This is a genomic window from Brevundimonas intermedia (genome assembly GCF_027922165.1).
GTDB lineage: Bacteria > Pseudomonadota > Alphaproteobacteria > Caulobacterales > Caulobacteraceae > Brevundimonas > Brevundimonas intermedia.
This window is the reverse complement of record NZ_BSFD01000004.1, coordinates 1-26,792: the sequence shown is the minus strand read 5'-3', so window position 1 is coordinate 26,792 and position 26,792 is coordinate 1. Positions and strand designations below refer to the sequence as shown.

The window sequence follows — 26,792 nt, the reverse complement described above, 5'->3', positions numbered from 1 at the left end:
TTCCTGGTTGAAGGAGCGTCTCCGTGAACCCTGTCGCCGCCTATGCCGAACGTCGCTGGAAGTCATCGGACGGGCTGGACCTGTTCGCGCGCGACTATGCGCCGGGCTCCGGCGTCGCCCGTCCCCCGGTCATCGCCATTCATGGATTGACCCGTAACAGCGCCGACTTCGGGGCCCTTGCGCCGCTTCTGTCCCAGAGCGGGCGGCGCGTGCTGGCGGTCGATGTGCGCGGCCGCGGCCTGTCGGATCACGCGCCTGATCCGATGACCTATCGCCCTGACGTCTATGCCGCCGACGTTCTGGCGCTGATGGAGCAGGCGGCCATTGACCGGGCCGTCTTCGTCGGCACCTCGATGGGAGGCCTGATCACCATGGCCCTGACGGCGCTGCGGCCTAAGGCCGTTGTGGCCGCCATCCTGAACGACATCGGGCCCGAGGTGGCGCCGGAAGGTCTGGCGCGCATCGCCGCCTACAGCGGTCAGCCGGTCGAGATCGGCTCCTGGGCCGACGCGGCGGCCTATGCCAAACGGATCAACGCCGTCGCCTTTCCCGACTATTCAGACGCCGACTGGGACGCCTTCGCCCGCCGCATCTTCCGCCAGCAGCCGGATGGCGAGATCGGGCTGGACTATGATCCGGACATTTCTGTGCCGATCCGGGCGGCGGGGGCCAAGGCCCTGGTTCCCAATCTGTGGCCTATGTTCCGGCGGCTGGCGAAAACCAAGCCGACCCTGCTGGTGCGGGGAGGGGTGTCTGATCTGTTGAGCGCCGCCATCGCCGAAAAGATGCGTAAGGCCGCGCCGGCCATGGCCTATGTCGAGGTGCCAGGCGTCGGTCACGCCCCCATGCTGGACGAGCCCGAGGCCAAGGCTGCGATCTTCGAATTCCTGGCGGACCTCGATTAATCCTTGGTCGGATCGATCTGGTTCGCGTCCCCATAGGTCAAGGCCAGGAAGACGTCCTCCAGGTCCGGGTCCTCGGTGGTGATGTCTGCGATGGTGATCCCGGCCTTGCGGACGGCGGCAATGACCTGTTCGACCGACGACTGCCCCTTCTTGTAGGCCACGGCGAAGGCGCCGTTCGGACGGGCGGTGACGACGAAGCCGGGCAGGGCGGGCGCGGTGTCCAGCGGGACGTCGGGCGTGACGACCACATTGCGGCTGTCCAGGCGGCGCAGCAGTTGCGGCGTCGGCTCGCAGGCCACCACCTGGCCCCGGTTGACGATGGCGATGGTGTCGCAGAGCTCCTGCGCCTCTTCCAGATAGTGGGTGGTCAGGACGATGGTCACGCCCTCCGCATTGATCTGGCGGACATAGGCCCACAGCTGGCGACGCAGTTCGACGTCCACCCCCGCCGTCGGCTCGTCGAGGATCAGGATGGGCGGATTATGGACCAGGGCCTTGGCCACCATCAGGCGGCGCTTCATGCCGCCGGAAAGGGCGCGGACATAGGCGTTGGCCTTGTCCGACAGGCCCAGGGCCGCCAGCAGTTCGTCCGAGCGACGCTCGTTCTTCGGCACGCCATAAAAGCCGGCCTGGACCTCCAGCGACTCGCGCGGGGTGAAGAAGACGTCGGCGACGATCTCTTGCGGCACGACGCCCAAGGCGGCGGCGGCGTCGCGCGGCTCCTTGTCGATGTCGCGGCCCCAGATGGTCACCGTGCCTTCCGACTTCTTGACCACGCCGGCCAGGATGTTGATCAGGGTCGATTTTCCGGCGCCGTTGGGGCCCAGGAGCCCGAACACCGAACCGCGCGGAATGACCAGATCGACCCCGCGCAGGGCCGTCTTGGGCGCAGCCTTCTTGGACCCGGCATAGGTCTTCTTCAGCCCGCGCACCTCGATGGCGTTGTCAGGCAGGATCGTCGCATCGGTCATTTGGGGCGCTTTGGTCGAGACATCGGGTCGAGCGGCGGTTTGACGCCGCCGGACGGGCCGCATAGGTATGCGCCCGACGCCTCCTCGCCAAGTCCACGAGTTGAACAATGCCGCCCCGCCATCCCGACGCGATCATTCCTCCGCCCGAAGAGGTCATTGTCTCGACCAAACGCGTCGCCTGCGACGGCGGCGGCGGCGCCCTGGGCCATCCGCTGGTCTATATGGATATGGGCGAGGACGACTTCATCGAATGCGGCTATTGCGACCGTCGTTTCGTCCTGTCGGCCCATCCGCATGACGAGAGCGAATATCTGAGCCCCGCAGCCCGCGCGCCTGAGGCCCACTGAATCTGCGGCCAAGCCGAGTCGCGGTTTGGACGTCAGGCGGCTATAGAAGGCGCTGACCCGCCACTCCCCGGACGGAGACAGACACTCTTGCGCTATCTGCACACCATGGTCCGGGTTCAGGATCTCGACGCCTCTCTCCACTTCTATTGCGACCTGCTGGGTCTGCAGGAGGTGCGCCGTGTGGACAACGAGGCCGGGCGGTTCACGCTGGTCTTCCTGGCCGCGCCCAAGAACCTGGAACAGTCGGCGGCGGAGCGTTGCCCCGAGGTCGAACTGACCTTCAACTGGGATCCTGAAGCCTATCAGGGTGGCCGCAACTTCGGCCACCTGGCCTACAAGGTCGACGACATCTACGCCGCCTGCCAGACGCTGATGGATGGCGGCGTGGTGATCAATCGGCCCCCGCGCGACGGCAATATGGCCTTTGTCCGGTCGCCGGACGGGATTTCGATCGAGCTGCTGCAGGAAGGCGCGCCCCTGGCGCCGGCTGAGCCCTGGGCCTCCATGCCCAATACGGGAAGCTGGTGATATGGCGCTGCCGGGTTCTATTCGTCTGAGCTGCCTCCTTGGCCTTATCGCCGCAGCGTTGTCGGTCTGCGGCTGCGCCTCCACGACAGAATCAAATATCGGCCGTACGGCGACCGAACAGCTGTTGCTTGCACGTGCGGCGGACAGGGCGGTCGAAGGCCTGTCTCTTCCCTTGCCGACGGCGGCTTCCATCTTCGTCGATGAGACCTATTTCCAGAGCGATAATTCGCGCTACGCCATCAGCGCGATCCGGGGCGCCTTGTCCGACGCCGGCTATCGACTCACCCGCAATCGGGACGACGCTGACGCGGTGTTCGAAATCCGCACGGGCGCCTTGTCGCTTGAGCAGATGCGTCGCGTCTTCGGCATTCCGGAAATGCGCATTCCGATCAACGAGACCTTCAATGTCGTCTCGGTGCCGGAACTGTCGATCTACAGCAACCGCGACCGCGTCGGCGTCGCCGAATTTTCCGGCTTTCTTTACGAGACCAAGACCGGCGCGCCCCTGGGCGCCGTTCTGCCGATGATCGGACAATATCGGATACGTAGCCACAAGCTTATGATGATCGTCACTTGGGGGCAGCAGCAGGCGCAACCCGGCCAGCGCAATCCGGGATCCAGCTGGACCGAATTCTAACGGCTGACGCGGCGGGCTCGGCCGCCTATGTTCCGGCCATGACCGACGCCGCCGCTTCCGAGACCGCCCCAGAACAGGATCGTCCCCTTACCCAGGACGGCTCAGCCATTCGGCTGTGGATGATCGACGCTTCGGCCTACATCTTCCGCGCCTATCACGCCCTGCCGCCGCTAACGCGAAAGTCCGACGGCCTGCCGGTCGGCGCGGTCCAGGGCTACTGCAACATGTTGTGGAAGCTGCTGAAGGACATGAAGGGCGCCGACGGTCCGACCCATCTGGTCGCCATCTTCGACCATTCGGACAAGACCTTCCGCAACACCCTGTACGACCAGTACAAGGCGCATCGTCCGCCGGCGCCGGAAGACCTGGTTCCGCAATTCCCTCTGGTGCGCGAGGCGACCGCCGCCTTCGGCGTCCATTGCGTCGAACTGTCCGGCTATGAGGCCGACGACCTGATCGCCACCTATGCCTGCAAGGCGCGCGACGCCGGCGGCGAAGCGGTGATCGTCAGTTCCGACAAGGACCTAATGCAGCTGATCGGCGGCGGCGTGGTCATGTGGGACCCCATGAAGGACCGGCGTCTGGCTGAGCCCGAGGTGTTCGAGAAGTTCGGCGTTGGCCCGGAGAAGATGGTCGATCTTCAAGCCCTGATCGGCGACAGCGTCGACAATGTGCCGGGCGCCCCCGGCATTGGTCCCAAGACGGCGGCGCAGTTGCTGGACGAATACGGCGATCTCGACACCCTGCTTGCCCGGGCCGGCGAGATCAAACAGCCCAAACGCCGCGAGACCCTGATCAATTTCGCGGACCAGATCCGCCTTTCGCGCGAGCTCGTCCGCCTGACCTGCGACGCCCCGGCGGCCGAGTTGATCGACGATTTCGCCGTGCGTGATCCCGATCCCGAGACCTTGTCGGCCTTCCTCGACAAGATGGAGTTCCGGTCGCTGCAGCGCCGCGTCGGCGACGGCAAGGCGGGCCCCAGCGAGATCTCGGCCTTCGCCCCCAAGCGCGCGCCGAACCTGAACGCCCCCGTCGCCACGCCTCGCTACGGCCAGGTGGTGGAAGGCCCGGCCGAGGCCCAGAGCTTCGACCTCGAGGCCTACGAGTGCGTCCAGACCGAAGAGGCGCTGGATCGCTGGATCGCTAGGGCGATCGAGGCGGGGACTGTCGGCTTCGATACAGAAACCTCGTCGCTGTCGGCGACGCATGCGGGGCTGTGCGGGGTGTCGCTCGCGGTGGGGCCGAATGAGGCCTGTTACGTCCCGCTGACGCATGAGCATGAGCCGCAGGCGGGCGAGGGGGGGCTGTTCGGGGAGCCGGGGGAGGCGCGCGAGCCGATCCAGCAGCTGGACAAGGCCAAGGCCTTGGCGAAGCTCAAATTTTTATTAGAAAACCCGTCGGTTCTGAAGGTTTTGCAGAACGCGAAATACGATCTGGCGGTCATGGCGCGGCGGGGGATCCGCGTGGCCCCCTATGACGACACCATGCTGATCTCCTATGTGCTGGAGGGCGGGCTCCACGGGCACGGGATGGACGAGCTGGCGCGCCTTCATCTGGGGCACGACCCCGTCCCGTTCAAGAGCGTGGCCGGAACGGGCAAGAGCCAGAAGTCGTTCAAACACGTCGCCCTGAAACCCGCCACCCAGTACGCCGCCGAAGACGCCGACGTCACCCTGCGTCTGTGGCGCCTCCTCAAGCCCCGGCTGGCGCGCGAGGGCCTGTCCACCGTCTATGAGACCCTGGAACGCCCCCTGCCCGCCGTCCTGGCCGAGATGGAGACCGCCGGCGTCCGCATCGACCCCGACCGCCTCAAACGCCTGTCCAGCGAGTTCGGCCTGCGCATGGCCGAGCTGGAGGCCCAGGCCCACGAGATCGCCGGCCGCCCCTTCAACATCGGCTCCCCCCGCCAGATCGGCGAAATCCTGTTCGGCGAGCTGAACCTGCCCGGCGGCAAGAAGACCGCGTCCGGCCAATGGGGCACCGACGCCAGCGTGCTGGAAGACCTGGCCCACACCCACGCCCTGCCCCGCGTCCTGCTGGACTGGCGCCAGCTGTCCAAACTGAAGGGCACCTATACCGACGCCCTGACCGCCGCCGCCGACCCCGCCACCGACCGCGTCCACACCAGCTACCAACTGGCCGCCGCCTCGACCGGCCGCCTGGCCAGCTCGGACCCCAACCTCCAGAACATCCCGATCCGCACCGAGACCGGCCGCGAAATCCGCCAGGCCTTCATCGCCGCCCCCGGCCATCTGCTGATCAGCGCCGACTACAGCCAGATCGAACTGCGCCTCCTGGCCCATATCGGCGACATCCCCGAGCTGAAACGCGCCTTCAAGGCCGGGCTCGACATCCACGCCGCCACCGCCAGCGAAATGTTCGGCGTCCCCGTCGAGGGCATGCCGTCCGAGACCCGCCGCCGCGCCAAGGCCATCAATTTCGGCATCGTCTACGGCATCAGCGCCTTTGGTTTAGCCGCCCAGCTGGGCATCGATCAGGGCGAGGCCGGCGCCTATATCAAGACCTATTTCGACCGCTTCCCCGGCATCCGAACCTATATGGACAAGACCAAGGCCGAGGTCCGCCAGGCCGGCTTCGTCTCCACCGTCTTCGGCCGCCGCATCCACATCCCCGCCATCCACTCGAAATCAGGCGCCGAACGCCAGTTCGGCGAGCGCGCCGCCATCAACGCCCCGATCCAGGGCGCCGCCGCCGACATCATCCGCCGCGCCATGATCCGCATGCCCACAGCCCTGGCCGAGGCCGGGCTGAAAACCCGCATGCTGCTGCAGGTCCACGATGAACTGGTCTTCGAAACCCCCGAGGCCGAGGCCGACCGCGCCATCACCGTCATCAAACGCGTCATGGAAACCGCCTCAGACCCCGCCGTCGCCCTGACCGTCCCCCTGGTCGTCGACGCCCGCGCCGCCCCCAACTGGGACGCCGCGCACTAGCGGCGAACCCGCCGCGGGGATTTGACCCGAGGCTCGGCGGTTGGGGTGGTGCGTCTTGAAAGGCGGGAAGTGACTCTATGCGGCTGTTGGGAAGGTCTGCTTTTGGCCGATGACCTCGTCACTGGAACACGAAGATAACCAGCTTCCCAAGCTGGTTCGAGCGACTGGATTTCAACCGCTTAACTGTAAACTGATTTCAAGCCGGGGCAGCTGCGCCAAGTAGCACCCAACGTTCTGTAAACTGCTTGGACGACCTGGAGCGAGGTCGGGCCAATCTCGGCATGCGGTTAGTTGGGCCAAAAATGACATCGTCATCTTTGCGTCGTGCCGATAGCTGGATAGGATGAAGCATCATACTCCAGAAAGGTTCGGCTGTTTCCGAAGCGATGGCACGAGCTGACCTGATCATATCCCTCGTTCGAGCAGCAGCTGGTAGCGACAAGGCTCTAATGAAGAGCACTGTTGAGGCCATGATTGCGGAGGAAAGGTCGAAGCGCCACGACGTATACGCCGATAGGTTGTCAAAGGCGTTGTCAGCTAGCCTAGCCGCCCCAGCTTCAGCTGCTTCGTTTGCGTCGCCGTCTCCTTCGATAGCCTCTGGCCGAGACTTCATTCTCGAGAGCCAGCCGCGACGCACCCTAAATGACTTAGTGCTCGATGCGTCAGTCCGCCAGCAAGTCGAGGAGCTGGTCACTGAACACCACCGAGGCGATTTGCTGAGATCATACGGGGTGCAGCCCCGCCACCGGATCTTGTTGGCTGGGCCACCAGGCAACGGGAAGACCTCGCTGGCGGAAGCTATCGCTGAGGCTCTTTCGGTCCCGTTCTTTGTGGTCCGTTATGATGCTCTCATAGGCAGCTACCTCGGCGAGACAAATCAGCGTCTCAAAAGACTGTTCGACTACGTCCGCACGACGCCCTGCGTAATCTTGTTCGATGAGTTCGATGCTCTCGGAAAGGAACGCGGGGACGTTCATGAGACCGGGGAGATCAAGAGAGTAGTTTCTAGCCTGCTGCTGCAAATCGACGCTTTGCCGACATACGTGGTCCTCATAGCGGCTACCAACCATGAGGAACTGTTAGACCGGGCCGCGTGGCGACGGTTCGAGATGCGTCTCTCCATGGCGAGGCCCTCACAGCCAATGGTGCTGGACTACGTGAAGAACGCCCTCGCTACAGAGGGAGTGCTGTCTCGTGACGCTGTCGCAGCGGTTGCAAAACTAGCGTTGTCCAGCTTTGCAGAAGCCGGTGACTTTGTTCGCGAAATAAGGCGACGCTTAATCCTTGCCGACGGCGGGATTTCGTTGAACGATGCAATCCGAGAGCGGTCCCGAGTGTGGGCTTCCCGCATGAGGGTTCCTGGTGATGGCGAGCGATCCGTCGAAGCCACTACTGACGTTCGACCCGCCACAGATGGCGGAAAGAAGAAGGGGGGCACCAGCGTTCGTTCCTCCTCCTCAACCGGCTCAGCCAGCAAATCAGGACGCTCGAGTCGGCCCTAAGTTCGACCGCCTGCGGAACGTGCTCGCGAGAGAGCAAAACGGCCTGTCTTTGCGAGACGACCCTGCTGCTTTGGCACCTGAAACAATCATCGTTTTCGAGCTGACAGGCACGACTGCTGATTTCTCGAGAGCACTCCGGCAGGTTCCGGGCCTCCAGCTTCTGAGCGAGGAGGAAGGTGAGTTCGATGATCCGGATGAAGACGAAGCGAACGGTGCTCTATACCTAACGGTCCCAGACGCGCAGGCGCTGCACGAAATCCTACGTCTGTGGGACCTGCACAAGGCAGATCGCCCTCTTGGACCGAACCATGCCTCTTGGGCGTCCGTTTTTAGATGTCTCCATGACCTGCGCCGGTGGGGACCAAGGGACCGTGTGACGGACGAAGCTGCGGCTCTTCTCCTCGATCTGATCGACGGAGAGGATATACGCATCGAAATCGAGCTCGTAAGTCGGGGATCTGCTGCTGCGCGCAACACGACGGCGCAAACGGTCGGTGCGATTGTGCAGGGATTGGGAGGCCAGGTCGTCAGGACCGCGTCAATTCCCGAGATCGGATATGAGGCGATACTAGCTCGGTTACCCGCGCCAGCTGTCCGTTCCGTGGCTCTGAGGGAAGCGGGCAGCTTGGCTGAACAGCCTGACGTGTTTGCCATCAGGCCACAGAGTTTCGCCGATAACCTTCATGTGTCCGATGCCGATCCGGATGCGAGAGTTGCGCCCGATCCGCGCGGGGAGCCCATCGTCGCCATTCTCGATGCAGTCCCACTCTCAAACCACCCATTGTTGCGAGGGCGCCTGACTGTCTTCGATCCTGACGATCTGTCCGCCATGTCTGTGGGGCGTCGGGAGCACGGGACGGCAATGTCGTCGCTGGTGATTTGGGGAGATCTCCAAGCAGGCGAGCCGCCGCTCGAACGCCCGATCTTCTTCAGGCCAGTCATGTATGCCTCCGTTGAACATGACGATGAGCGCTTCCCTGATGACCGATTGGTCGTGGACGATGTCGTCCGCGCGGTGCGGGAGATGTTTGTGGCTAGACCGCCAGAGGTCGCCGCTGCGCCAAGTGTTCTCGTGGTCAGCATATCAATGGGGGATGCGACCCGCCCCTTCGCCGGACGAATGTCGCCTTGGGCACGAGCCATTGATTGGCTATCTTTTGAGTATGGGGTCTTGTTCTTGGTTAGCGCTGGAAACGTCCGTGACCTCCATTTTCCGGACGTTGAGAGCGAAGACCATTTCCGAGCGCTCGTCGGCGATGCTCGCACAAGCACCAGTCTGGCCGCGATGCGGGACGCCTTGCCGCATCGTCGCATTATTTCTCCAGCTGAAGCCACGAACGCCCTCACGGTGGGCGCGGCGCACCATGATGCTCTCGAAATCGCCGAGACAGTTGCGAACAGTCACGACGCTTTGCCTAGCGGGCGATTTCCTTCGCCGGCAAGTCGGCACGGCCCAGGATTTCGGAACGCCGTGAAGCCAGATCTGCTGGCGCCTGGTGGGCGGTTACGAGGAAGGTCGAGCCCAATCGATAGTCCAACCGTCTTGCGATACTCGAACGCAAACTCATTAGGCGGCTTGAAGGTCGCGGGTTCAGAGCCAGAGATGTCGGCATGGTCAGGCTTCACGAGTGGCGCGACGGCTCTGACGGCTCGAGCCTCCCACCAGATCTACGATGCCCTCGTCGATGCATACGGAGAGGTCTTCACGAACCTGCATCGCGCTCGGCAGGCGCTGATACTTAAGGCGCTCTTGGTCCATCGCGCGACAGTTCCGCCGGAGTCGCGCGAGTTGATCCATCAGGTCTTCGGCCCCGCAGATGCCCGCCTACATCAAAGACGAAGCGCGAACGTCCGCAGGCTATTCGGTTATGGTTTCCCTGATTGGTCAGAAGCGACGGCGTGTTTGGCCTCGCGTGCAACGCTATGGGGGCATGGCACGCTCGGCGTCGATGAGGGACGTTCCTTCGTGCTTCCTATCCCGGCTGCCCTATTCGGAAATCGGACAGTTAGGCGAGTTACGGCGACTCTGGCTTGGTTCACACCAATCGACATCGGTCGAAGAACATACAAGGCCGTGCGGCTGCAGATCGAAGAGCCCGACCTCAACCCTCTAATCGGCGTGACCCCTCAGTCTGGTCAGACCGCAAAAGTTGCCGCAGCGCGTGGGACGACCTTCCATCGGTGTTGGGAGGGCGCGACTGCGCGAGCGCTGGTGGAAAATGCCGCCGTCCCGATCGTTGTTTCCCGTCGCCCTGACAATGCCGATGATCTGCCGGATGCTGTTCCTTTCGGGCTTGCTGTTACAATTGAGTCTGATGGCGAAATCGAGGTTTACGACGCCGTCCGATCCCGCCTTGCCGTTCAGCCTCGAGTGCCAGCGCGCGTGACGGTCTGACCTATTTAGGTATACCCCGGTGAGGCGTCTCTTGGGGCCTGATGCCGCCCCCTTAGGAGCGAGCAATCGCCCAACGGGTCTCTGGTCGGATGAGGTCTAAAGCAAAATAGGACGTCCACTTTTGGGCCGCGTTCCAATGTCGCCTTCTGGCGCTTAGCAGACGTGCCGTACCCCGCGATTAGGGGCGCTAGACGCAACGTGCGCGCCTATTTCTGCGAACAAATCCCCTCCCGAACAACCCTCTAACCCCGCCGACCCGCGATTTGCGCGCCTGAGGAGCGGGTGGGGTTAGGCTTCTCCGCATGGGAAAGCCGAGCAAACTGAGTGATGAGGAATGGGAGGCCTTGTTCGACCGCGATGCGCGGGGCGAGCGGCGGTCGGATCTGGCGCGGGAGCATGGGGTGTCGATCTCGACCCTCTGCTGGCAGGCGAAGAAGCGCGGGCGGATGAAGGGGCAGGCGCCGGATGCGGTGGATCATCGCCGGCGGCCGGCGGAGGGCTGGCCGGCGGATCATGTCTTTCCTCAGAGCCGGTCGGGCATGACGCCCGCGCGCTGGCGCGAGCTGTTGGCGCGGCGGAATGCGGGCGAGACCAGCGCGGTCCTGGAGGCCGAGTACGGGGTGACGACAGGGGCCATCGGCTGGGCGGCGAAACGCTATGGGCTGCGCAAGATGGACACGCCGGGGGCGGTGTATCAGCCGCGCGGACCGGCGGCGGGGGCCTATAACTATGGCCGGGGGGAGCCGGCCCTGTCCATCGAGATCGACTGGAGCGATCCGGTGGGGACGGTGCGGGAACTGCACGCCGATGTGCTGAAACGGCTGGGCGACGGGGACGAGCCGGAGGCGTCGCGGCTGTGGCGCTGGTCCCAACGGACGCGGATCATGGCGGGGGTCAGCGCGGCGGACCTGCGGGCGCTCTGGAAGAGAAACGCTACTTCTCGTGGGGGCTATCGCCCTTCGGGCTACTTGAGCCCCCAGACCCCCATTATGCCTGGGGGCTACCGCCCTGCGGGCTACATGAGCCCCCAGACCCCCGGTTTGCCTGAGGGCGGCCAGGGCGCTGGGGGGTTGGTTCTGCGCGACGCGCAGAAACCGCCGGAGGGGGATTGGTCGACCTGGTTGTTTCTGGGCGGGCGGGGGGCGGGCAAGACTCTGGCGGGGGCGTCGTGGATCGCGGACATGGCCGAGCGGCTGGGGCCGGGCGGGCGGCTGGCGCTGATCGGGCCGACTTTGCACGATGTGCGCGAGGTGATGATCGCCGGGCCGTCGGGGGTGATGAGCCTGCCGCGCTGGACGGAGATCGGTGGGGATGGCGAGGTCGAGTGGCGGGGGCCGGAGTATCAGCCGTCGCGGCGGCGGCTGGTGTTTCCGAACGGGGCCGAGGCCTTCGTCTTCTCGGCCGAAGACCCCGACAGCCTGCGCGGCCCCCAGTTCGCCGCCGCCTGGGCCGACGAATTCTGCGCCTGGCGAAACGGCGGGGAGACGCTGGCCCTGCTGCGGATGGGGCTGAGGTTGAGGTTGCCAGCCCCGGACTCCCCAGCCGTCGATGCACACGCGGCGTCGGACGGGGGAGTGGGGGCTCAAGGAGCGAGCGACCGCGTCGCGAGCGGTAGCCCCCGGCTGGTGGTTACGACGACGCCGCGCCCGACCAGGGCGCTCAAGGCGCTCCGCGCCGAGGCGTCATGTTCGCTCACCCATGCGACGACGCGGGACAATGGGGCGCATCTGGCGCCGGGGTTTCTGGAGGGGCTGGAGCGGCTGTACGGCGGGACGCGGCGGGCGGCGCAGGAGCTGGATGGCCTGGTGGTCGAGCCCGAGGGCGGGCTGTTCACCGCCGAGATGATGGCGGCGGCGCGGGGGGAGGCGCCGGTCTCGGTTGAGGGGCGGCCGGTCTATGAGCGGGTGGTGGTGGGGCTGGACCCGACCTGTTCGCGCGGCGGGGACGCCTGCGGCATCGTGGCGGTGGGGCGGCGCGGGGAGACGGCCTGGGTGCTGGCCGACCGCTCGATGCGGGGGTTGTCGCCGCAGAAATGGGCCGAGCGGGCGATGGAGACGGCGCGGCTGTTCGGGGCGGTCCGCATCGTCGGCGAGGTCAATCAGGGCGGGGACATGGTCGAGGCGGTGCTGAAGGCGGCCGGGTGCGGGGCGGATGGGGAGAACATCGGCTTTACGGCGGTGCGGGCCTCGCGCGGCAAGGCGGCGCGGGCCGAGCCGGTGGCGGCCCTGTATGAACAGGGGCGGGTGCGGCATGCGGGCGCGTTCGCAGCGCTGGAGGAGGAGCTGATGGAACTGGGCGGCGAGGAGGCCGAGAGCGGGGGTGCGGAGGCGGGGCATTGGGACCGGGCCGACGCCCTGGTCTGGGCGGTCACCGACCTGATGCTGGACGGCCGGGGCGAGGGGCCGCGGGTGCGGGGGCTCTAGGCCGCCATCACCGCGATGTCGTCGGGCAGCTCGCCGCGGCCCAGGAGGCCGGTCTCGAAGTCCATGAAGATGTCCATCAGCTCCTCGACGCCGGGGGGATGGGCGGCGGGGCGGAAGCGGAAGCGCCAGTAGCTGACGATATGCTGCACGGCGCCCAGTTGGTCGCCCAGCTTGGCGAACATGGACGGGGCGTCCAGCAGGAAGTCGCGGAAGGCGGTGGGGCGGCCCTCCTGGGTCAGGCGGGCGTAGGCGTCGTCATAGATGCGCAGGGTGCGGCTGACCTCGTCGCAGGTGCGGATGATGCGGCCGCGCAGGACGGCGCGGCTGCGGTCCAGATGCTCGCGGGCGACGCGGTCGATCTTGCCGGTCGGCTTGAAGGTGCGCACGGCCTCGGCCACGGCCGCGACCTCGCCCAGCAGGGTGGACAGGGTCCATTTGTAGTAGAGGAAGCCCTTCCAGCAGAAGACCCCCTCCTGATACTGCTCCGGGGCCAGGCGCAGGGTCAGGCGCAGGGCCTCCAGCTGGTCGCCGGGGCTGTTGGACAGGATCTTGGCCGCCATCCGCGCCGCCGAGTCCGAGGCCACGGCGATGGTGTCCTCACCCAGGCTGAGGGTGACCAGGGGCTCGATCTCGGCGTGGACGAAGCTCTGCATCCGCGCCAGGTCGCCTTCGCTGATGGAGAAATAGCAGGGCGCCGGGTCCAGGCCGCCGCGCCGCAGCTGCTCGCGCAGCAGGAAGGGATCCAGCGACGGCAGCCGGTCGATCAGGCGCAGGGTCTCCAGGTCCGGGTGGCCGGCGGAGAGGCCGAAGGCCTCGGCCATCATCCGCTCGAAGCCGATCTGGTTGACGAAGACATAGCGGCCGCCGGTCTTCAGATCCTCGTCGTCGATCGGGATGACCATCTTGGTGGCGACCTGGCGGCGGCCGGGGAAGAGATCGATCTCGTTGCGCCGCAGCCGGTGCTTGATGATCAGGCTGCGGTTCAGGGCGGAGGTGCGGAATATCGGGCGGGCGGCCCAGTCGGGATTGCGCACCGCGCCGTCGGTACGGCTCTCGCCATGCTCTTCCCACACGCGCAGCAGGTTCAGCACCCGGGCGGTGGAGGCCGAGCTTCTGAGATGCTCGAGGTTGCGGACGACACGATCAGTCATGGCGCCACCTTGCCCCCACAATGGTGACCAATGGCTTAGCTTCGCCGTAAAAAGACCGGGGGTCGGCGAACCGCCCCCTGGACTTCCCAGGATCAGAAGGCGGCCGTGACCGACAGCCACAGGCGCCGGGGCTCCTGATTATTGGCGTAGAGGTTGGTGTAGGCGACGGCGCCGGTGTTCACATTGCTGACGTAGGACCCGTAGCTGACGAAGTCCTTGTCCAGCAGATTGTAGACGGCGCCGTTGATCGTGACGCGGTCGTTGACGGCGTAGGAGCCGCCCAGATGGAAGACCTCGTAGGCGCGATAGTCGCCCCAGGTCGCCTTGGCCCGGCTGGTCGATGAATCCTCGGAGCGATAGCGGTCGCTGCGATATTCGCCGCGCAGCCACAGGTTCAGCCTGTCGGTGACGGTCCAGCGGACCGCCGCATTCAGCATATGCTCGGGCGTGTCGCTGAGCGGCCGACCGGCCTCGGCGCCGCTCTTCTGCTCGGAGTCGGTGTAGGTGTAGTTTCCCGTCAGCGACCAGTCGGGGGCGAAGCCCCAGCGGAAGGCGGCCTCGACCCCGCGCGTCACCGCCTCGTCAATATTGACGGTCTGGCTGAAGGTCTCGACCAGGGGCCAGAAGCCGTAGTCGGCGCAGTCGGGCAGGGCCTGTTCGCCGGCGGCGTACTGGGTCTGGGTCAGGCCGAACGAACAGTTGTTCAGCGGCACGCCGGTGGCGATCTTGTCCTCGAACTCATTGTTGAAGACGGTCAGATTGGCGCGGAAGTTCGAGCGGTTGTCGTAGAAGACAGCCAGTTCCGAACTGGTGCTGGTTTCGGGCTTAAGGCTCGGGGTGCCAACCGTCGGACGGGTGCCCTGGCCGGTGAAGCCGGTGATGCCGTCGACGATCTGGTCCAGGCGCGGGGTCTTGAAGCCCTGGCTGACGCCGCCCTTCAGGGTCCAGTTCGCCGTGGCGTTCCACACCAGATAGGCGCGCGGGCTGAAATGGGAGCCGAACTGGCTGTGGTCGTCATGACGGGCGCCCAGGGTCAGGGCCAGGGTGTCGGTGAACCGCCATTCGTCCTCGGCGAACAGGGCCCATTGCTGGTGTTCGTAGGGGGCGACGGCGACCCCATCGATCATTTCGGCGTCCCAGTACTGGCCGCCGACGGTGAAGCTGTGGTTGCGCCAGGACGAGAACAGCTTGGTGTCGAAAATCGTGTTGGTCGCCGTCAGTTCGCGCGGACCGCCGGCGCCGGGCACCCCGGCCGGGACGATGCGGCCGACCGTCTCGCGCTCGCCGCGCGACAGGGTGGACTGCAGCTCGCCGAAGGGCAGGCGCCAGTTGTGGGCCAGGACATATTCCTCCTGGTTGAACTCCATATCGGCGGCGTAGCCCTGAATGCCCAGGGTCCCCAGCTGGCCGGCCGAGTTGTCGTACCACTGGCGGGTCACGTCCACGTCCAGCATCAGGTCGTGGTCGGGGTGGGGCGTCAGGGCCAGACGGCCGCCCAGCGACCAGATCTCGTTCTCGACCGGGCTGGGGCCGCGCGTGCTGACCACGGCGTTTCCGCCGGCGTCGGTCTCATAGGTCAGTTCGGAGGCTTCGCGGGTCTGGTAGCGGCCGCGTAGCGCAGCGCCCAGCAGGCCGGGGATCAGCGGGCCCGAGGCATAGAGGTTGGCGCCGTACAGGTTGCCGAACGGGTCGTCGCCCTGAACCGTGGCGTCGGCGGTGACCGAACCGGTCCAGACCGTCCCGACCTTGCGGGTGATGATATTGACCACCCCGCCCATGGCGTCGGAGCCATAGAGGGTGGAGACCGGGCCGCGCACCACCTCGATCCGCTCGATGGACGACATGGGCGGGATGAAGCTGGTGGAGGTCTCGCCGAAGCCGTTGGGGGTGATGGAGCCGGCGGCGTTCTGGCGACGGCCGTCGATCAGGACCAGGGTATAGTCCGAGGGCATGCCGCGAATGGAGATGTTCAGACCGCCGGTCTTGCCCGCCGTGGCGCCCACATCCACGCCTTCGACATTGGCCAGGGCCTCGGCCAGGCTCTGATAGCGTTCGCGCTCCAGGTCGGAGCGAGACAGGACGCTGATGGAGGCCGGGGCCTGTTCGATCCGCTGTTCGAAGCCGGCGGCGGTGACGACGATGTCGTCCAGGGTCGCGGCGGGATCGGCCTTTTGCCCCGAAGCCTGGGCCAGGGCGGTTCCTGAGGTCAGGCTGAACACGCAGGCCGCGCCGGCCAGAAAGCGGTTTCGGGTCGAAAGTCTCATCACAGGTCCTGCCCCGGTTAATCTTGCGAGCGCCTCTCAACATCATTCTCAGTCAGGGCCAAGGGGGGTGTGCGCATGGGTCGCAAGGGGCGAGGCGCCGGTCAGGGTTGCGGGCCAGGTTGCTGGCGCCTGACGCGGACCGGGGCTAGAACAGGGTCATGCAGATGTTCGACATCCTGGTCATCGCCGCCATCGCCGCCGTCACGGTGACGCTGGGTCTGGGCCTCTATTCGCTGTTCCGGGGCGGGGACTACGCCCTGAGCCATTCCAACAAGCTGATGCGGTGGCGGGTCGGGCTTCAGGCCGTGGCCGTGCTGATCCTGGTCGGCGGCATGGTGTGGAAGGCGACGCAAGGGGGCTGAGCATGGTGACGCTGAACAAGATCTACACCCGCACCGGCGACGACGGGCAGACGCGGCTGGCCTCGGGCGCGCCCGTGTCCAAGACCAATCCCCGGGTCGAGGCTTACGGGGCGGTGGACGAACTGAACGCCGTCCTGGGCGTGGCCCGGCTGAACAGCGGCCAGAACGACCGGATCGACGCCATGCTGGCCCGGATCCAGAACGAGCTGTTCGACCTGGGCGCCGACCTGGCGACGCCGCTGGACCCGCCCCCGGCCTGGGAGGCGCTGCGGATCCTGGACAGCCAGGTCGAGCGGCTGGAGCAGGAGATCGACTGGATGAACGAGAGCCTGAAGCCGCTGGACAGTTTCATCCTGCCCGGCGGTTCGCCCCTGTCGACCCATCTGCACGTGGCCCGGACGGTGTGTCGCCGGGCCGAGCGCGAGGCGGTGCGGCTGGTCGAGGCGGGCGAGGCGGTCAATGGCGCGGCGGTGCGGTATCTGAACCGGCTGTCGGACCATCTGTTTGTGGCGGGGCGCCGGGCGAATGCGAACGGGGCCAATGACGTGAAGTGGAAGCCGGGGGCGACGCGGTAGGGGCGTAATCTCCTTTCGTCATTCGTCCTTCCCTTTCGTCATTCGTCCTTCCCTTTCGTCATTCCGGGCGAAGGGCCGCTTGGCCCGCAGACCCGGAACCCAGCGGCGCGCGAGAGCGCGAACCTGTCGCGGACTCGCTATTCCCACATCGTGCGGCGGACCCATTTCGCCTGACGGCGCCGCTGGGTTCCGGGTCTCCGCTGCGCTGCGCCCGGAATGACGAAAGGAAGAGGAAACAGGTTCGTTTCTTCTTGCGAAAGAGGCGGCCCGCAGCCCTCCATCTTTCGTCATTCCGGGCGAAGGGCCGCTTGGCCCGCAGACCCGGAACCCAGCGGCGCGCGTGAGCGCGAACCTGTCGCGGACTCGCTATTTCCACATCGTGCGGCGGACCCATTTCGCCTGACGGCGCCGCTGGCTTCCGGGTCTCCGCTGCGCTGCGCCCGGAATGACGAAAGGGAAGGGTGATGACGAAAGGGGATATGTTGTCTAGGTTGTGCGCATGGCGACCCATCGCACCTTTGTCGCCACCTACATCATGGCGAGCGGACGGAACCGGACGCTGTATGTCGGGATGACGTCGAACCTTGTGGCGCGGGCCTGGAAGCATCGGAACGGGACGTTCGAAGGCTTTGCCAAGGAGAACGGCTGGCGCCTGGTCTGGTTCGAGCGACATGTTTGGGTTGTGGACGCCATCACGCGCGAGAAGCGGATCAAGGGCTGGAAACGGGATTGGAAACTGAAGCTGATCGAGGAGATGAACCCCGATTGGCGGGATCTCGCGGCGAGCTGGTACGAAACAACCGATCCGAACTGGACGCCGCCGGAGGAGGATTGACGCCCCCCTCTTTCGTCATTCCGGGCGAAGGGCCGCTTGGCCCGTAGACCCGGAACCCAGCGGCGCGCGAGAGCGCGAACCTGTCGGGGACTCGCTATTCCCACATCGTGCGGCAGACCCATTTCGCCTGACGGCGCCGCTGGGTTCCGGGTCTCCGCTTCGCTGCGCCCGGAATGACGAAAGGAAGAGGAAACAGGTTCGTTTCTTCTTGCGAAAGAGGCGGCCCGCAGCCCTCCATCTTTCGTCATTCCGGGCGAAGGGCCTCTTGGCCCGTAGACCCGGAACCCAGCGGCGCGCGAGAGCGCGAACCTGTCGCGGACTCGCTATTCCCACATCGTGCGGCGGACCCATTTCGCCTGACGGCGCCGCTTGGTTCCGGGTCTCCGCTTCGCTGCGCCCGGAATGACGAAAGGAAAGGGGGGGCGCTTAAGTCGCCGGTCTGGCCGCCGCCAGCGCCGCCTTCTGGCGGGTGATTTCGGCGGCGCGGGCGCGGTCCTGGGCGGCGAGCTGGTCCTCGATGCGGATCAGTTCGCGGTTCTTTTCGTCGGAGGCCTGGGCGCGCGAGACGCCGTTGGGGCGGCCGGTGATCTGGGCGATGGAGATGGGCTGGGCGCAGATGCGGTTTTCCATGTCGTACCATTTGCCCGCCGCCTCGCAGCGTTCGCCCGGGGCGACCCAATAGGCCTGGACCGCGAAAACCCCCGCCACGGCGACGCCGAACAGGGCGAAGAAGATCATGGCCAGGCGGGGAAAGGTCAGAAAACGCTTCATCTCAGGATCCGTTAGGCGGGTTTTGCACGGGAGCTTGACCCCGCGTTACGTTGACAGGCCTTCGCGACCGCTCCATGTCCTGCCCCTACATTCAGGCGAATTCACGGATAGACCCATGAAGGTTCTCGTCCCCGTCAAACGGGTGATCGACTATAACGTCAAGGCCCGCGTCAAGGCTGACCAGTCCGGCGTGGACCTGGCCAACGTCAAGATGAGCATGAATCCCTTCGACGAAATCGCCGTCGAAGAGGCGGTTCGTCTGAAGGAAGGCAAGGAACACCACGCCGCCGGCACCGCGACCGAGATCGTCGTGGTCTCCATCGGCGTGACCCAGGCCCAGGAAACCCTCCGCACCGCCCTGGCCATGGGCGCGGATCGGGGCATCCTGATCCAGTCGGATGCGGACCTGGAGCCGCTGGCGGTCGCCAAGCTGCTGAAGGCGGTGGTCGAGGAAGAAAAGCCCGACCTGGTGCTGATGGGCAAACAGTCGATCGACGGCGACAATAATGCCGTGGGCCAGATGCTGGCCGCCCTGCTGGACTGGCCCCAGGCGACCTTCGCCGGCAAGCTGGTGATCGAAGGCGGCAAGGCCACGGTGACGCGCGAGGTCGACGGCGGCCTGCAGACCATCGCCGCCGAACTGCCGGCGGTGGTGACGGTGGACCTGCGGCTGAACACGCCGCGCTACGCCTCCCTGCCCAATATCATGAAGGCCAAGAAGAAGGAGATCGCCGTCAAGGCGGTCGCCGACTACGGCGTCGATGTCGCCGACCGTCTGAAGGTCCTGAAGGTCACCGAGCCGCCCAAGCGGTCGGCCGGCGTCAAGGTGGCCGATGCGGCCGAACTGGTTTCCAAGCTCAAGTCCGTGGGAGCGCTGTAATATGGCTGTCCTCGTCATCGCCGATCACGACGGTTCGACCGTTCGCGACACCACCCACAAGACCGTGACCGCCGCCCTGGGCCTGTCGTCCGACGTGGACGTTCTGGTCGTCGGGCAGGGGGCGCAGGCCGCTGCTGATGCGGCTTCGAAAATCGCAGGCGTCCGCAAGGTGCTGCTGGCCGAGAGTGGCGGCCTGGGCCACGGCCTGGCCGAGGCGGTCACCGACACCGTCGTTCCCCTGGCCGCCGGCTACGACGCCATCCTGACGCCCGCCTCGACGGACGGGAAGAATTTCGCGCCCCGGATCGCCGCCAAGCTGGACGTCGCCCCGATCTCGGACATCATCGAGGTGGTGTCGGCCGATACCTTCGTGCGGCCGATCTACGCCGGCAACGCCCTGGAGACGGTCCAGTCGGCCGACGCCAAGAAGGTCATCACCGTGCGTCCGACGGCCTTCGCCGCCGCGGCTGAGGGCGGGTCCGCCCCGGTCGAGAGCGTCGCCGGCGCCGAGGCGCCCAAGACGGCCTTTGTCTCCGAAGAAATGGTCAAGTCGGACCGCCCCGAACTGGGCGCCGCCAAGATCATCGTCTCGGGCGGTCGCGCCCTGGGCTCGGCGGACGAGTTCCACGCCGTGATGGAGCCCCTGGCCGACAAGCTGGGCGCCGCCATCGGCGCCTCGCGCGCGGCGGTCGACGCCGGCTATGCGCCGAACGACTATCAGGTCGGCCAGACCGGCAAGGTGGTCGCCCCGGCCCTGTACATCGCCATCGGCATCTCGGGCGCCATCCAGCACCTGGCGGGGATGAAGGACTCCAAGACCATCGTCGCCATCAACAAGGACCCGGACGCCCCGATCTTCCAGGTCGCGGACTATGGCCTGGTCGGCGACTACAAGACCGTCGTGCCGGAACTGATGGCCGCCCTGGGCTGAGGCTCGGCGTCGTTATCCGATAAGGGAAGGGCGCGACGCCGGACGTCGCGCCCTTCTGCGTTTGCGCAGGACCGAATGGCCCGACTGCCCGTCAAGCTACAGCCCGGCGCCTCCAGCGACCGGATCGACGGCTGGGACGTCGACGCCGAGGGCCGGCCCGTGCTGAAGGTGCGGCTGCGCGCCCGGCCGGTGGACGGCGAGGCCAACGCCGCTCTGGTCAGGTTCCTCGCCAAGGCCCTGGGGGTGTCGAGATCGTCGGTCGATCTGGCGCGCGGCGGGCAGTCGCGGCTGAAGATGATCGCGGTGGAGGGTCTGGACGAGGTTGAGCTGAAGGCGCGGCTGGACGGGATCATCGCGGCGGCTTGAGCGTTTGGGGGGGAACCCAAGCGAGAACCGATCATGATCCACACCGGCTCCAACATTCGCCACAGACATCCCGGCACCCGCCGCGCGGCGGTCGCCATACCCGTCGTCCTGCTGCTGTCCGTCCTCGCCTGGCTGGGCGTCGCGGCTCTTCTGGGCTGAGACCGGGCGGCGGGAGGAGGGGGTGATCCCGCGTCAGCGACGTCAATCAGCCCCGCAAAGGATCCCCGTTGTCCCACCGCAGGGGGGCTGTTCGAGGCTCGAGACGTCGATGGTGACGCTCGAGGAGGCCGAGCCTCCGTGGCCGTCGGAGACGGTGTAGGTGAAACTGTACCGCCCGACGCCGTCGGGGGCGGTGTAAATGACATAGGCGCCGCCGGGGCCGACGGAGGCGGAGCCCCCGGTGGCGGGGCTGACGGCGACGACGGCGAGGCTGTCGCCGTCGGGATCGCTGTCGTTGGCGGTGACAGGGATCGGCGTCGAGGCGCCGACGGTCGTGGAGGCCGTGTCGTCAGCGGCGACGGGGTCATGATTGACTGCGGTCACCGTGACCGTGACGCCGGCGGAGGCCCCGCCGCCGCGCCCGTCATTGACGGTGTAGGTGAAGGTTTTGACGCCGCCGGACGCGGGCGCTGTATAGCGCACATAGGCCCCGCCGCCGAGAACGGCGGCGCTCCCGCCGCCCGTGACGGGCGAGACGGCCGTCACGGCGAGGGCGTCTCCGTCGGGGTCGCTGTCGTTGCTGCGGACCTGGATATCGACAGAGGCCGAGGCTGTGACGCCGGCGCCGTCGGCGACGGCGAGAGGCGCGCGGTTGGCGACGCGGGTGGTGGTGATCTGACGCCGATTGCCGGCGCTGTCGTAAATATAGTGGATGGTCACGCCGTTGGAGTAGGCGGCCTGGATGATCCGCCCAGAGCTGTCGTAGGTAAATTGCGTCCCCGCCTCAGCGGGAACGGCGACCGACGCCAACATGCCGGCAAGGACAAGAAATCGGCCCCTTCGGCTCATCGCGCACGACCCGCGGAGGACGGCGTCGAAGCCGAGGTGTTGGCTTCGACGAGACCGCGCGGCGGAGAGGGGGTGAAGTTCGCCAAGGCTTCTGACCGGATGCGGAGTTCACGCTCGGTGGGCAGGGGGGCGGGCCCCGGCTGATGGCGGAACACGCCGCTCGCGAACAAGATCGCCATTACGGCGGCGAGAAACAGCCCGACAAGGGCGGCGGCCCGAGGCCAGGACACGGCCTTGGCGCGCTCCTGCATAGACGTGGCCGCGCGCCAGCGGGGCCGGTCGATGGTTGAGGCGGTCTGAGAGACGATCCATCGTCCGGCGTGGGACAAGGTCTCCACGACGCCGCCGCCGAGCGCGCCGATTCTGTCCTGCAGGCCGATTCCGTTGATCACAACGCCTCCCCCAGGCTGATCCCTCAAAACAATCTTAAGCGGAGCCGCCGCGAGTCCGCAAGATGCAACGCCAGGTTTAGTTTCAGCTTCACAATAGGAGACGGCTGTGCTTCGCTGCTCCCACATGCGAGTGCTGGGGGGTGCGATGTTTCAGGCCGTATTTCGGGGATTTTCGGCTGTGCATCCTCATTTGAGTCGGAACGTCCGGCTCGGCGCCGGCGTCGCACTGACCGCTGCGACGGTCCTCGTGACTCTTGCAGGGGTTGTGGGTCAGGGGTCGGTGCGGGCCCAGTCGACGCCGTCCTATTCGGCCCGTTCGGCTCTTCCTTCCTTCCACCTTGTTCAGCCCGCCTCGACCGTTTCACCGTCTGACGCGCTGGCCTTCTATGGTGCGCCGACCACCCCCGTTCATATCACCGCGAGCCCGCGGATTGAGGCCTTGGCGCGGGGGTTGGAGCATGATCCGGACCGCATCTATCAGTTCGTCCGCAACACCATCGCCTTTGAGCCCCAGTTCGGACTTCACAAGGGAGGCGACGGGGCCTTTCTGGACGGCTCAGGCGGCGCTTTCGACCAAGCCCAGCTGATGGTCCAACTGGTCCGGGCGTCCGGTTATTCCGCGCGCTATCGCCTGGGCACGGTCAGCCTAGGCGCCGAAGCGGCTTCAATCCTGAAGGTCGGCGAGGCGCGTCAGGCCTGTCTGCTTCTGGCGGCCGGCGGCACGCCCGCGCTGGTGAACGGGTCCACGTCCTGTGCGACGCTGTCGGGCGCGGTGTCGTCGGTGCAGATGCTGCACATCTGGCCCGAGATCAACATCGGGGGAAGCTGGTACGCCTTCGATCCTGCGCTCAAGACCAGCGCCCGCGTCAACGGCATCGACCTGTGGGCCGCCGCTGGGACGACGCCGGCCTCTGCGTGGAGCAATGTGTCCGCCGGCGTCTCGGTGGGGCAGGCGAATGTGACAGGTCTGAGCGGCTCGGCGATCGCCGGCAAGATGGCGACCTACGCCGCCAATTTGCAGACAAGCCTGATCGCCAGCCACAGCAACAAGTCGATCCATGAACTGACCGGCGGTTGGACGATCAACCGGGATTTTTCGACGCCGCGCAACACCAGCCTGCCGAATGCATCGGCCGTCCTGACCTGGGAAGGCGATATCCCGGCGCCCTATCGTGCGAAGGTGCAGTTTCACACCGGGGGTTTCCTCAACACGCTCGATCTGCCGTCGATCTACGCCTATCGAATTCAGGGCTTGCAGAAGGGCCGCCAGTTCATACTGGCCGTGCGCAAATGCGATCACCTGAACGCGGCGCCGACGGCCTATTTCGGCGGTCGGATCGCGACCCCTACGGCCTGTGAGACGGCGAATACCATCGTAGGCGCGGTCGATGACGCCAATTTCGCCGCCTGGGATCGCAAGCTCTACATCAAGATCGACCACCCCTATGCGGCCGGCGGCGGGGCCTACGCAGACGAGGAGGTCCTCAAATATATTGAGGTCGGCAAGCTCGCCGACATCGTCATTCGCACGGCTGGTGGGACCGGCGTGCGCCGCGGCCTGCACGCGGCGGCAATCGATCCACTGATGGATCTGAGGGTGGTCGCCGAGGGCAGCCCCTATGAGTGCAAGATGTATGGCGGCCCGGGACCCGGTCAGCCGATGCGGGAAGGCGACGTATGCGCCACCGACACTGGTGCGGAGGACTGGAACTACTGGACTCAGAACAACGACAAATTCATCAACGGAATGGTCGTCGCCGCAGAGATGAAAAGCCACAAGGACAATGTGGTGAACCTCTGGGCCGAGTTGTTTGACGCCACGACCGGCATCACCGAAGACCTTTCCGGCGCCCGGGTCTTTCACCAGCATTCGATCGGCGTCTCGCTGAACCCCAGCTACGGCTCGACCGTCCTGGACGTCGACACCGCCGTAGGCGTCGCGCCGACGGGATCGGACCAGCCGCATCATATCCTTTCGGCCCTGGCCGCTCTGGCCTCGGCTTCCGAAGCCGGCGCTCTAGCCCAGATCAGATCCGACGAGGACGGCACGCCGGCCGGCGCCGTGAATGGCGGCCGGGTCATGGCTTCGGGAGCCGGGCTGACGCGGCTCAACCCCGGCCAAACCTCGTCCTCCCTGCCGAGCGGCGTCGGGGTCGCCGTTCGCACCCAGGTCGATCTCTATCTCGCTCAAGGCTTTTCGGTGATCGTGCCGGAACAGGCGAGCGGCGGCTTCTTTGCGCGTCGAACCGAAGGATCGGAGCTGGCCTGGATCATCGGCAACGGGACCAAGGAGACGCCCTCTGTCAATAACGTCGATCCGCGCAACGATTTCCGCAAAGGCGCCACTGACGCGCCTCGGCCGCTGGACTTTCTGGGGTCTGCCGAGCAGTCCAACATCTCCGCCAACGTCGCTGGAACCCAGATCGGCTCGGTCGATCTCCGCTCGGGATCCCTATCCTTCTCCGAAGGCGACGAGATCACGATAGGGCAGGGCGAGTTTCCCCATAGTCTCAGCTTCAATCGCCGTTACGCCTCGTCCGGCCCCGCCTCGAGCTTTGGAGAACTGGGCGCCGGATGGACCCATAATTGGGAATCATCCGCCTATCGACGCTCCGACGTCACCGCCCTGATCAACGGCGCCGATGTCGTCTCCGTCGCGCCGACCTTGTTGGCCGCCATGATCGCCATTCAGGCCGGTCGCGCCGACACCATCGAAGCGTCCCTCATCAGTGGCGTCGCCCTCAACTGGTGGCAGGACGAAGGCGTCAGCAATGTCGTGCAGTTGAATGGCGGCGGTCGCTCTGCCCGCTTCGTGCGTCTCGCCAACGGCGGTTGGCGCAACGCCTCGTCGCCAACCGAGGAGATCGTCTTCAGTGGCGGGTCGGCCGGGCTCGCCTATCCGCAGATTTTCGACTGGACCCTGGCCGACAAGTCGGTGATTCATTTCGAGCGTTTCTCTACGACGCCTTCATCGCCCTATTACAATGACATCACCGCGCGCTCCCATGGGCGCGTCGGCATGACGTCCTGGACCTTCCCGACCGGGGTTCAGATCACCGTCAGCTATACATCGGCGACGCCGACCAACGCGCCCTACCTGCAGACGGTTTCTAACAACCTCGGCGCCAATCTCAGCTTCACCTACACCGCAAATCCGACCCAGGAGGCGACGAGCCAGTGCCTTGCCCTGGCTGCTGGATCGATCCAATCGGCCGACGACAAGAAGGCCTGTTCTTTGGCCGCCCAGTCCGGCGGTCGCCTGATCGGCGTGTCCAATGGCCCCAACTCAGTGGGCTTCGGCTATCTGGATGACTGCCATCTCAACACCAGCTATTGCGCCTATTATCTGACCGCCTCGACCCAGACCGGTCGGCGCAATCGTGAATATGCGTACGATGCTCCGGGGGCCGCGGCCGCGCCCTACCTGTTTGGCTATCAAAACCTGCTGCAGACCATCACCGACGCCGGCGTCGCTACGCCGCGCGCGCGGTATGTCTGGGCGGCGCTGGCGGGAGAATATGCGCCTCGCGTGATCGAGAGCTATGACGTCTATAATCGAAAGACGACCTACTTCTCGACCAACAGCACATCGTCGGGGGCTGAAGATCCGGCCGGCGCCCGCATTCGCCAGACCTATGACGGCGATGGCCGTCTGATCGCTGCGCTCGACCCCATGTCGCGCCGATCTTACCAATACTGGTACGGTTCGGGGCGGTCCCAGGGGGTGCAGTCGTCTTGGGGCGATCGCAAGGCTTTCGAATACGACAGTCGCGGCAATCTGACGAAGGTCACTCGCGCGTCGAAAGACGGCTGCGGAACCGATGGCTGGTGGTGTCAGACCATCGTGGTGACGGCTGCGTACGACGCCTACTGGAACCGGCCGACGAGTCTTACTCTGCCGGCGACGGTGGAGGGGCAGCCGTCGCAGGCCTGGACCTTGAGCTACAACAGCCAGGGCCTGGTGTCGGAGCAGTCGTCTCCCCTGGTGTACAACGCCAGGACCGGCGCCTACGCCCATGCGGTGACCAAGACCTGGTACGACGCCTATGGCCGCGTGACCAAGGTCGAGGACCCGACGGGCGTCGCCGCCACCCAGGTCTGGGGCGGGGGCGGGCTGCCGGCCTATTGCCTGAGACAGTCGATCGGATCGTCGCAGTTCGGCGGGCTGGCTCTGACGACCAACTTCGGCTGCAACGCGGCGGGGGACGTGACCAGCGTCACCGACCCGCGCGGTCACACGACGACGACCAGCTATGACGCCCTGCGCCGCAAGACGGCCGAGATCGGTCCGAGCGGGACCAACGTCCAGACCCAGTGGATCTATGATCTGGACGGCAATGTCACGCAGGAGAAGACAGCTACCTCGACCCCAGCGGCTGGCGCTCCTCGGACCGCACCGTGGTCTGCCGCCTGCGGTTCGCCGCAGACATGCTCCGCCAACGCGTCGGCCCCCAGCTCGCCAAGCTCGGCGTCTCCATCTGCCACCTAGCCCAGACCGACCAGGGCGTCGTCCATGCGGCGTGAGGCGCAGACGCACTTAGGTCGGAAGACGGTCCCGCTCGGCCGCATGCCAACGCCAGGCGGTGCGGACGATG

At 66.0% G+C, this 26,792-nt stretch carries 22 protein-coding genes; 16 read left to right on the top strand and 6 right to left on the bottom strand.

Translation table 11 applies throughout. The features are described from left to right. The first annotated feature begins 23 nt into the window (after positions 1–23). The gene (locus tag PKE72_RS08295; protein ID WP_271164911.1) at positions 24–905 is read left to right on the top strand and encodes an alpha/beta fold hydrolase; all 882 of its coding nucleotides are present in this window, start codon (positions 24–26) and stop codon (positions 903–905) included. Here PKE72_RS08295 and PKE72_RS08290 read toward each other — a convergent pair. Beyond that, entirely contained in the window at positions 902–1,876 is a 975-nt protein-coding gene (locus PKE72_RS08290; RefSeq protein WP_271164910.1) for an ABC transporter ATP-binding protein, read from the bottom strand. The genes PKE72_RS08295 and PKE72_RS08290 overlap by 4 nt on opposite strands. Before the next feature lie 107 nt (positions 1,877–1,983). Between PKE72_RS08290 and PKE72_RS08285 the strand changes: the two genes are divergently transcribed. The 7 genes from PKE72_RS08285 to PKE72_RS08255 all read left to right on the top strand — a co-directional run bounded on the left by PKE72_RS08285 (position 1,984) and on the right by PKE72_RS08255 (position 12,662). After that, positions 1,984–2,223, top strand: coding sequence for a zinc-finger domain-containing protein (locus PKE72_RS08285; RefSeq protein ID WP_271164909.1), 240 nt, complete (start codon positions 1,984–1,986; stop codon positions 2,221–2,223). An 87-nt stretch (positions 2,224–2,310) separates the two neighbouring features. Further along, positions 2,311–2,751, top strand: coding sequence for a VOC family protein (locus tag PKE72_RS08280; RefSeq protein WP_271164908.1), 441 nt, complete (start codon positions 2,311–2,313; stop codon positions 2,749–2,751). 1 nt (position 2,752) lies between these two features. After that, positions 2,753–3,388 (top strand): DUF6655 family protein, encoded by a 636-nt coding sequence (locus tag PKE72_RS08275; RefSeq protein WP_271164907.1) that lies wholly within the window; start codon positions 2,753–2,755, stop codon positions 3,386–3,388. Positions 3,389–3,426: 38 nt separating this feature from the next. Continuing rightward, positions 3,427–6,342, top strand: a complete 2,916-nt coding sequence (gene polA / locus PKE72_RS08270) for a DNA polymerase I (RefSeq protein ID WP_271164906.1) — start codon at positions 3,427–3,429, stop codon at positions 6,340–6,342. Positions 6,343–6,791: 449 nt separating this feature from the next. Continuing rightward, positions 6,792–7,844, top strand: coding sequence for an AAA family ATPase (locus PKE72_RS08265; protein WP_271164905.1), 1,053 nt, complete (start codon positions 6,792–6,794; stop codon positions 7,842–7,844). Positions 7,845–7,863: 19 nt separating this feature from the next. Then, positions 7,864–10,239 carry a S8 family peptidase gene (locus tag PKE72_RS08260; RefSeq protein WP_271164904.1) on the top strand — a complete coding sequence of 792 codons (2,376 nt, stop codon included), beginning with the start codon at positions 7,864–7,866 and terminating at the stop codon, positions 10,237–10,239. A 302-nt stretch (positions 10,240–10,541) separates the two neighbouring features. Further along, positions 10,542–12,662 (top strand): phage terminase large subunit family protein, encoded by a 2,121-nt coding sequence (locus tag PKE72_RS08255; protein WP_271164903.1) that lies wholly within the window; start codon positions 10,542–10,544, stop codon positions 12,660–12,662. Here PKE72_RS08255 and PKE72_RS08250 read toward each other — a convergent pair. Continuing rightward, positions 12,659–13,813 carry a hypothetical protein gene (locus PKE72_RS08250; RefSeq protein ID WP_271164902.1) on the bottom strand — a complete coding sequence of 385 codons (1,155 nt, stop codon included), beginning with the start codon at positions 13,811–13,813 and terminating at the stop codon, positions 12,659–12,661. The genes PKE72_RS08255 and PKE72_RS08250 overlap by 4 nt on opposite strands. Before the next feature lie 92 nt (positions 13,814–13,905). After that, on the bottom strand, positions 13,906–16,077 hold the full coding sequence (locus tag PKE72_RS08245; RefSeq protein WP_271164901.1) for a TonB-dependent receptor domain-containing protein: 2,172 nt from the start codon (positions 16,075–16,077) through the stop codon (positions 13,906–13,908). A 158-nt stretch (positions 16,078–16,235) separates the two neighbouring features. Between PKE72_RS08245 and PKE72_RS08240 the strand changes: the two genes are divergently transcribed. From PKE72_RS08240 to PKE72_RS08230, 3 genes are all read left to right on the top strand, one after another. Continuing rightward, a complete protein-coding gene (locus tag PKE72_RS08240) occupies positions 16,236–16,439 on the top strand; it encodes a twin transmembrane helix small protein (RefSeq protein WP_271164900.1) in 204 nt (67 codons plus the stop codon). A gap of 2 nt (positions 16,440–16,441) precedes the next feature. Next, positions 16,442–17,014, top strand: a complete 573-nt coding sequence (locus PKE72_RS08235; protein WP_035311081.1) for a cob(I)yrinic acid a,c-diamide adenosyltransferase — start codon at positions 16,442–16,444, stop codon at positions 17,012–17,014. A 499-nt stretch (positions 17,015–17,513) separates the two neighbouring features. Continuing rightward, a complete protein-coding gene (locus tag PKE72_RS08230; RefSeq protein ID WP_271164899.1) occupies positions 17,514–17,849 on the top strand; it encodes a GIY-YIG nuclease family protein in 336 nt (111 codons plus the stop codon). Positions 17,850–18,275: 426 nt separating this feature from the next. Here PKE72_RS08230 and PKE72_RS08225 read toward each other — a convergent pair whose 3' ends face one another. Then, positions 18,276–18,620 (bottom strand): hypothetical protein, encoded by a 345-nt coding sequence (locus PKE72_RS08225; protein WP_271164898.1) that lies wholly within the window; start codon positions 18,618–18,620, stop codon positions 18,276–18,278. Between the two features lie 115 nt (positions 18,621–18,735). On the opposite strand from PKE72_RS08225, the gene PKE72_RS08220 reads away from it, so the two are divergent. From PKE72_RS08220 to PKE72_RS08205, 4 genes are all read left to right on the top strand, one after another. Continuing rightward, positions 18,736–19,500: an electron transfer flavoprotein subunit beta/FixA family protein gene (locus tag PKE72_RS08220; protein WP_271164897.1), complete on the top strand. Its 765-nt coding sequence runs from the start codon at positions 18,736–18,738 to the stop codon at positions 19,498–19,500. A 1-nt stretch (position 19,501) separates the two neighbouring features. Continuing rightward, positions 19,502–20,431, top strand: a complete 930-nt coding sequence (locus tag PKE72_RS08215) for an electron transfer flavoprotein subunit alpha/FixB family protein (protein ID WP_271164896.1) — start codon at positions 19,502–19,504, stop codon at positions 20,429–20,431. A gap of 75 nt (positions 20,432–20,506) precedes the next feature. Then, positions 20,507–20,797 carry a DUF167 domain-containing protein gene (locus PKE72_RS08210; RefSeq protein ID WP_271164895.1) on the top strand — a complete coding sequence of 97 codons (291 nt, stop codon included), beginning with the start codon at positions 20,507–20,509 and terminating at the stop codon, positions 20,795–20,797. A 33-nt stretch (positions 20,798–20,830) separates the two neighbouring features. Beyond that, entirely contained in the window at positions 20,831–20,956 is a 126-nt protein-coding gene (locus PKE72_RS08205; RefSeq protein ID WP_271164894.1) for a hypothetical protein, read from the top strand. Positions 20,957–20,998: 42 nt separating this feature from the next. Here the strand turns inward: PKE72_RS08205 and PKE72_RS08200 are convergent, their stop codons facing one another. Beyond that, the gene (locus tag PKE72_RS08200) at positions 20,999–21,769 is read right to left on the bottom strand and encodes an RHS repeat domain-containing protein (protein ID WP_271164893.1); all 771 of its coding nucleotides are present in this window, start codon (positions 21,767–21,769) and stop codon (positions 20,999–21,001) included. Positions 21,770–21,801: 32 nt separating this feature from the next. Then, positions 21,802–22,197 (bottom strand): hypothetical protein, encoded by a 396-nt coding sequence (locus PKE72_RS08195; RefSeq protein ID WP_271164892.1) that lies wholly within the window; start codon positions 22,195–22,197, stop codon positions 21,802–21,804. A gap of 190 nt (positions 22,198–22,387) precedes the next feature. Between PKE72_RS08195 and PKE72_RS08190 the strand changes: the two genes are divergently transcribed. Next, positions 22,388–26,686, top strand: a complete 4,299-nt coding sequence (locus tag PKE72_RS08190; RefSeq protein ID WP_271164891.1) for a transglutaminase domain-containing protein — start codon at positions 22,388–22,390, stop codon at positions 26,684–26,686. Positions 26,687–26,792 lie beyond the last annotated feature (106 nt).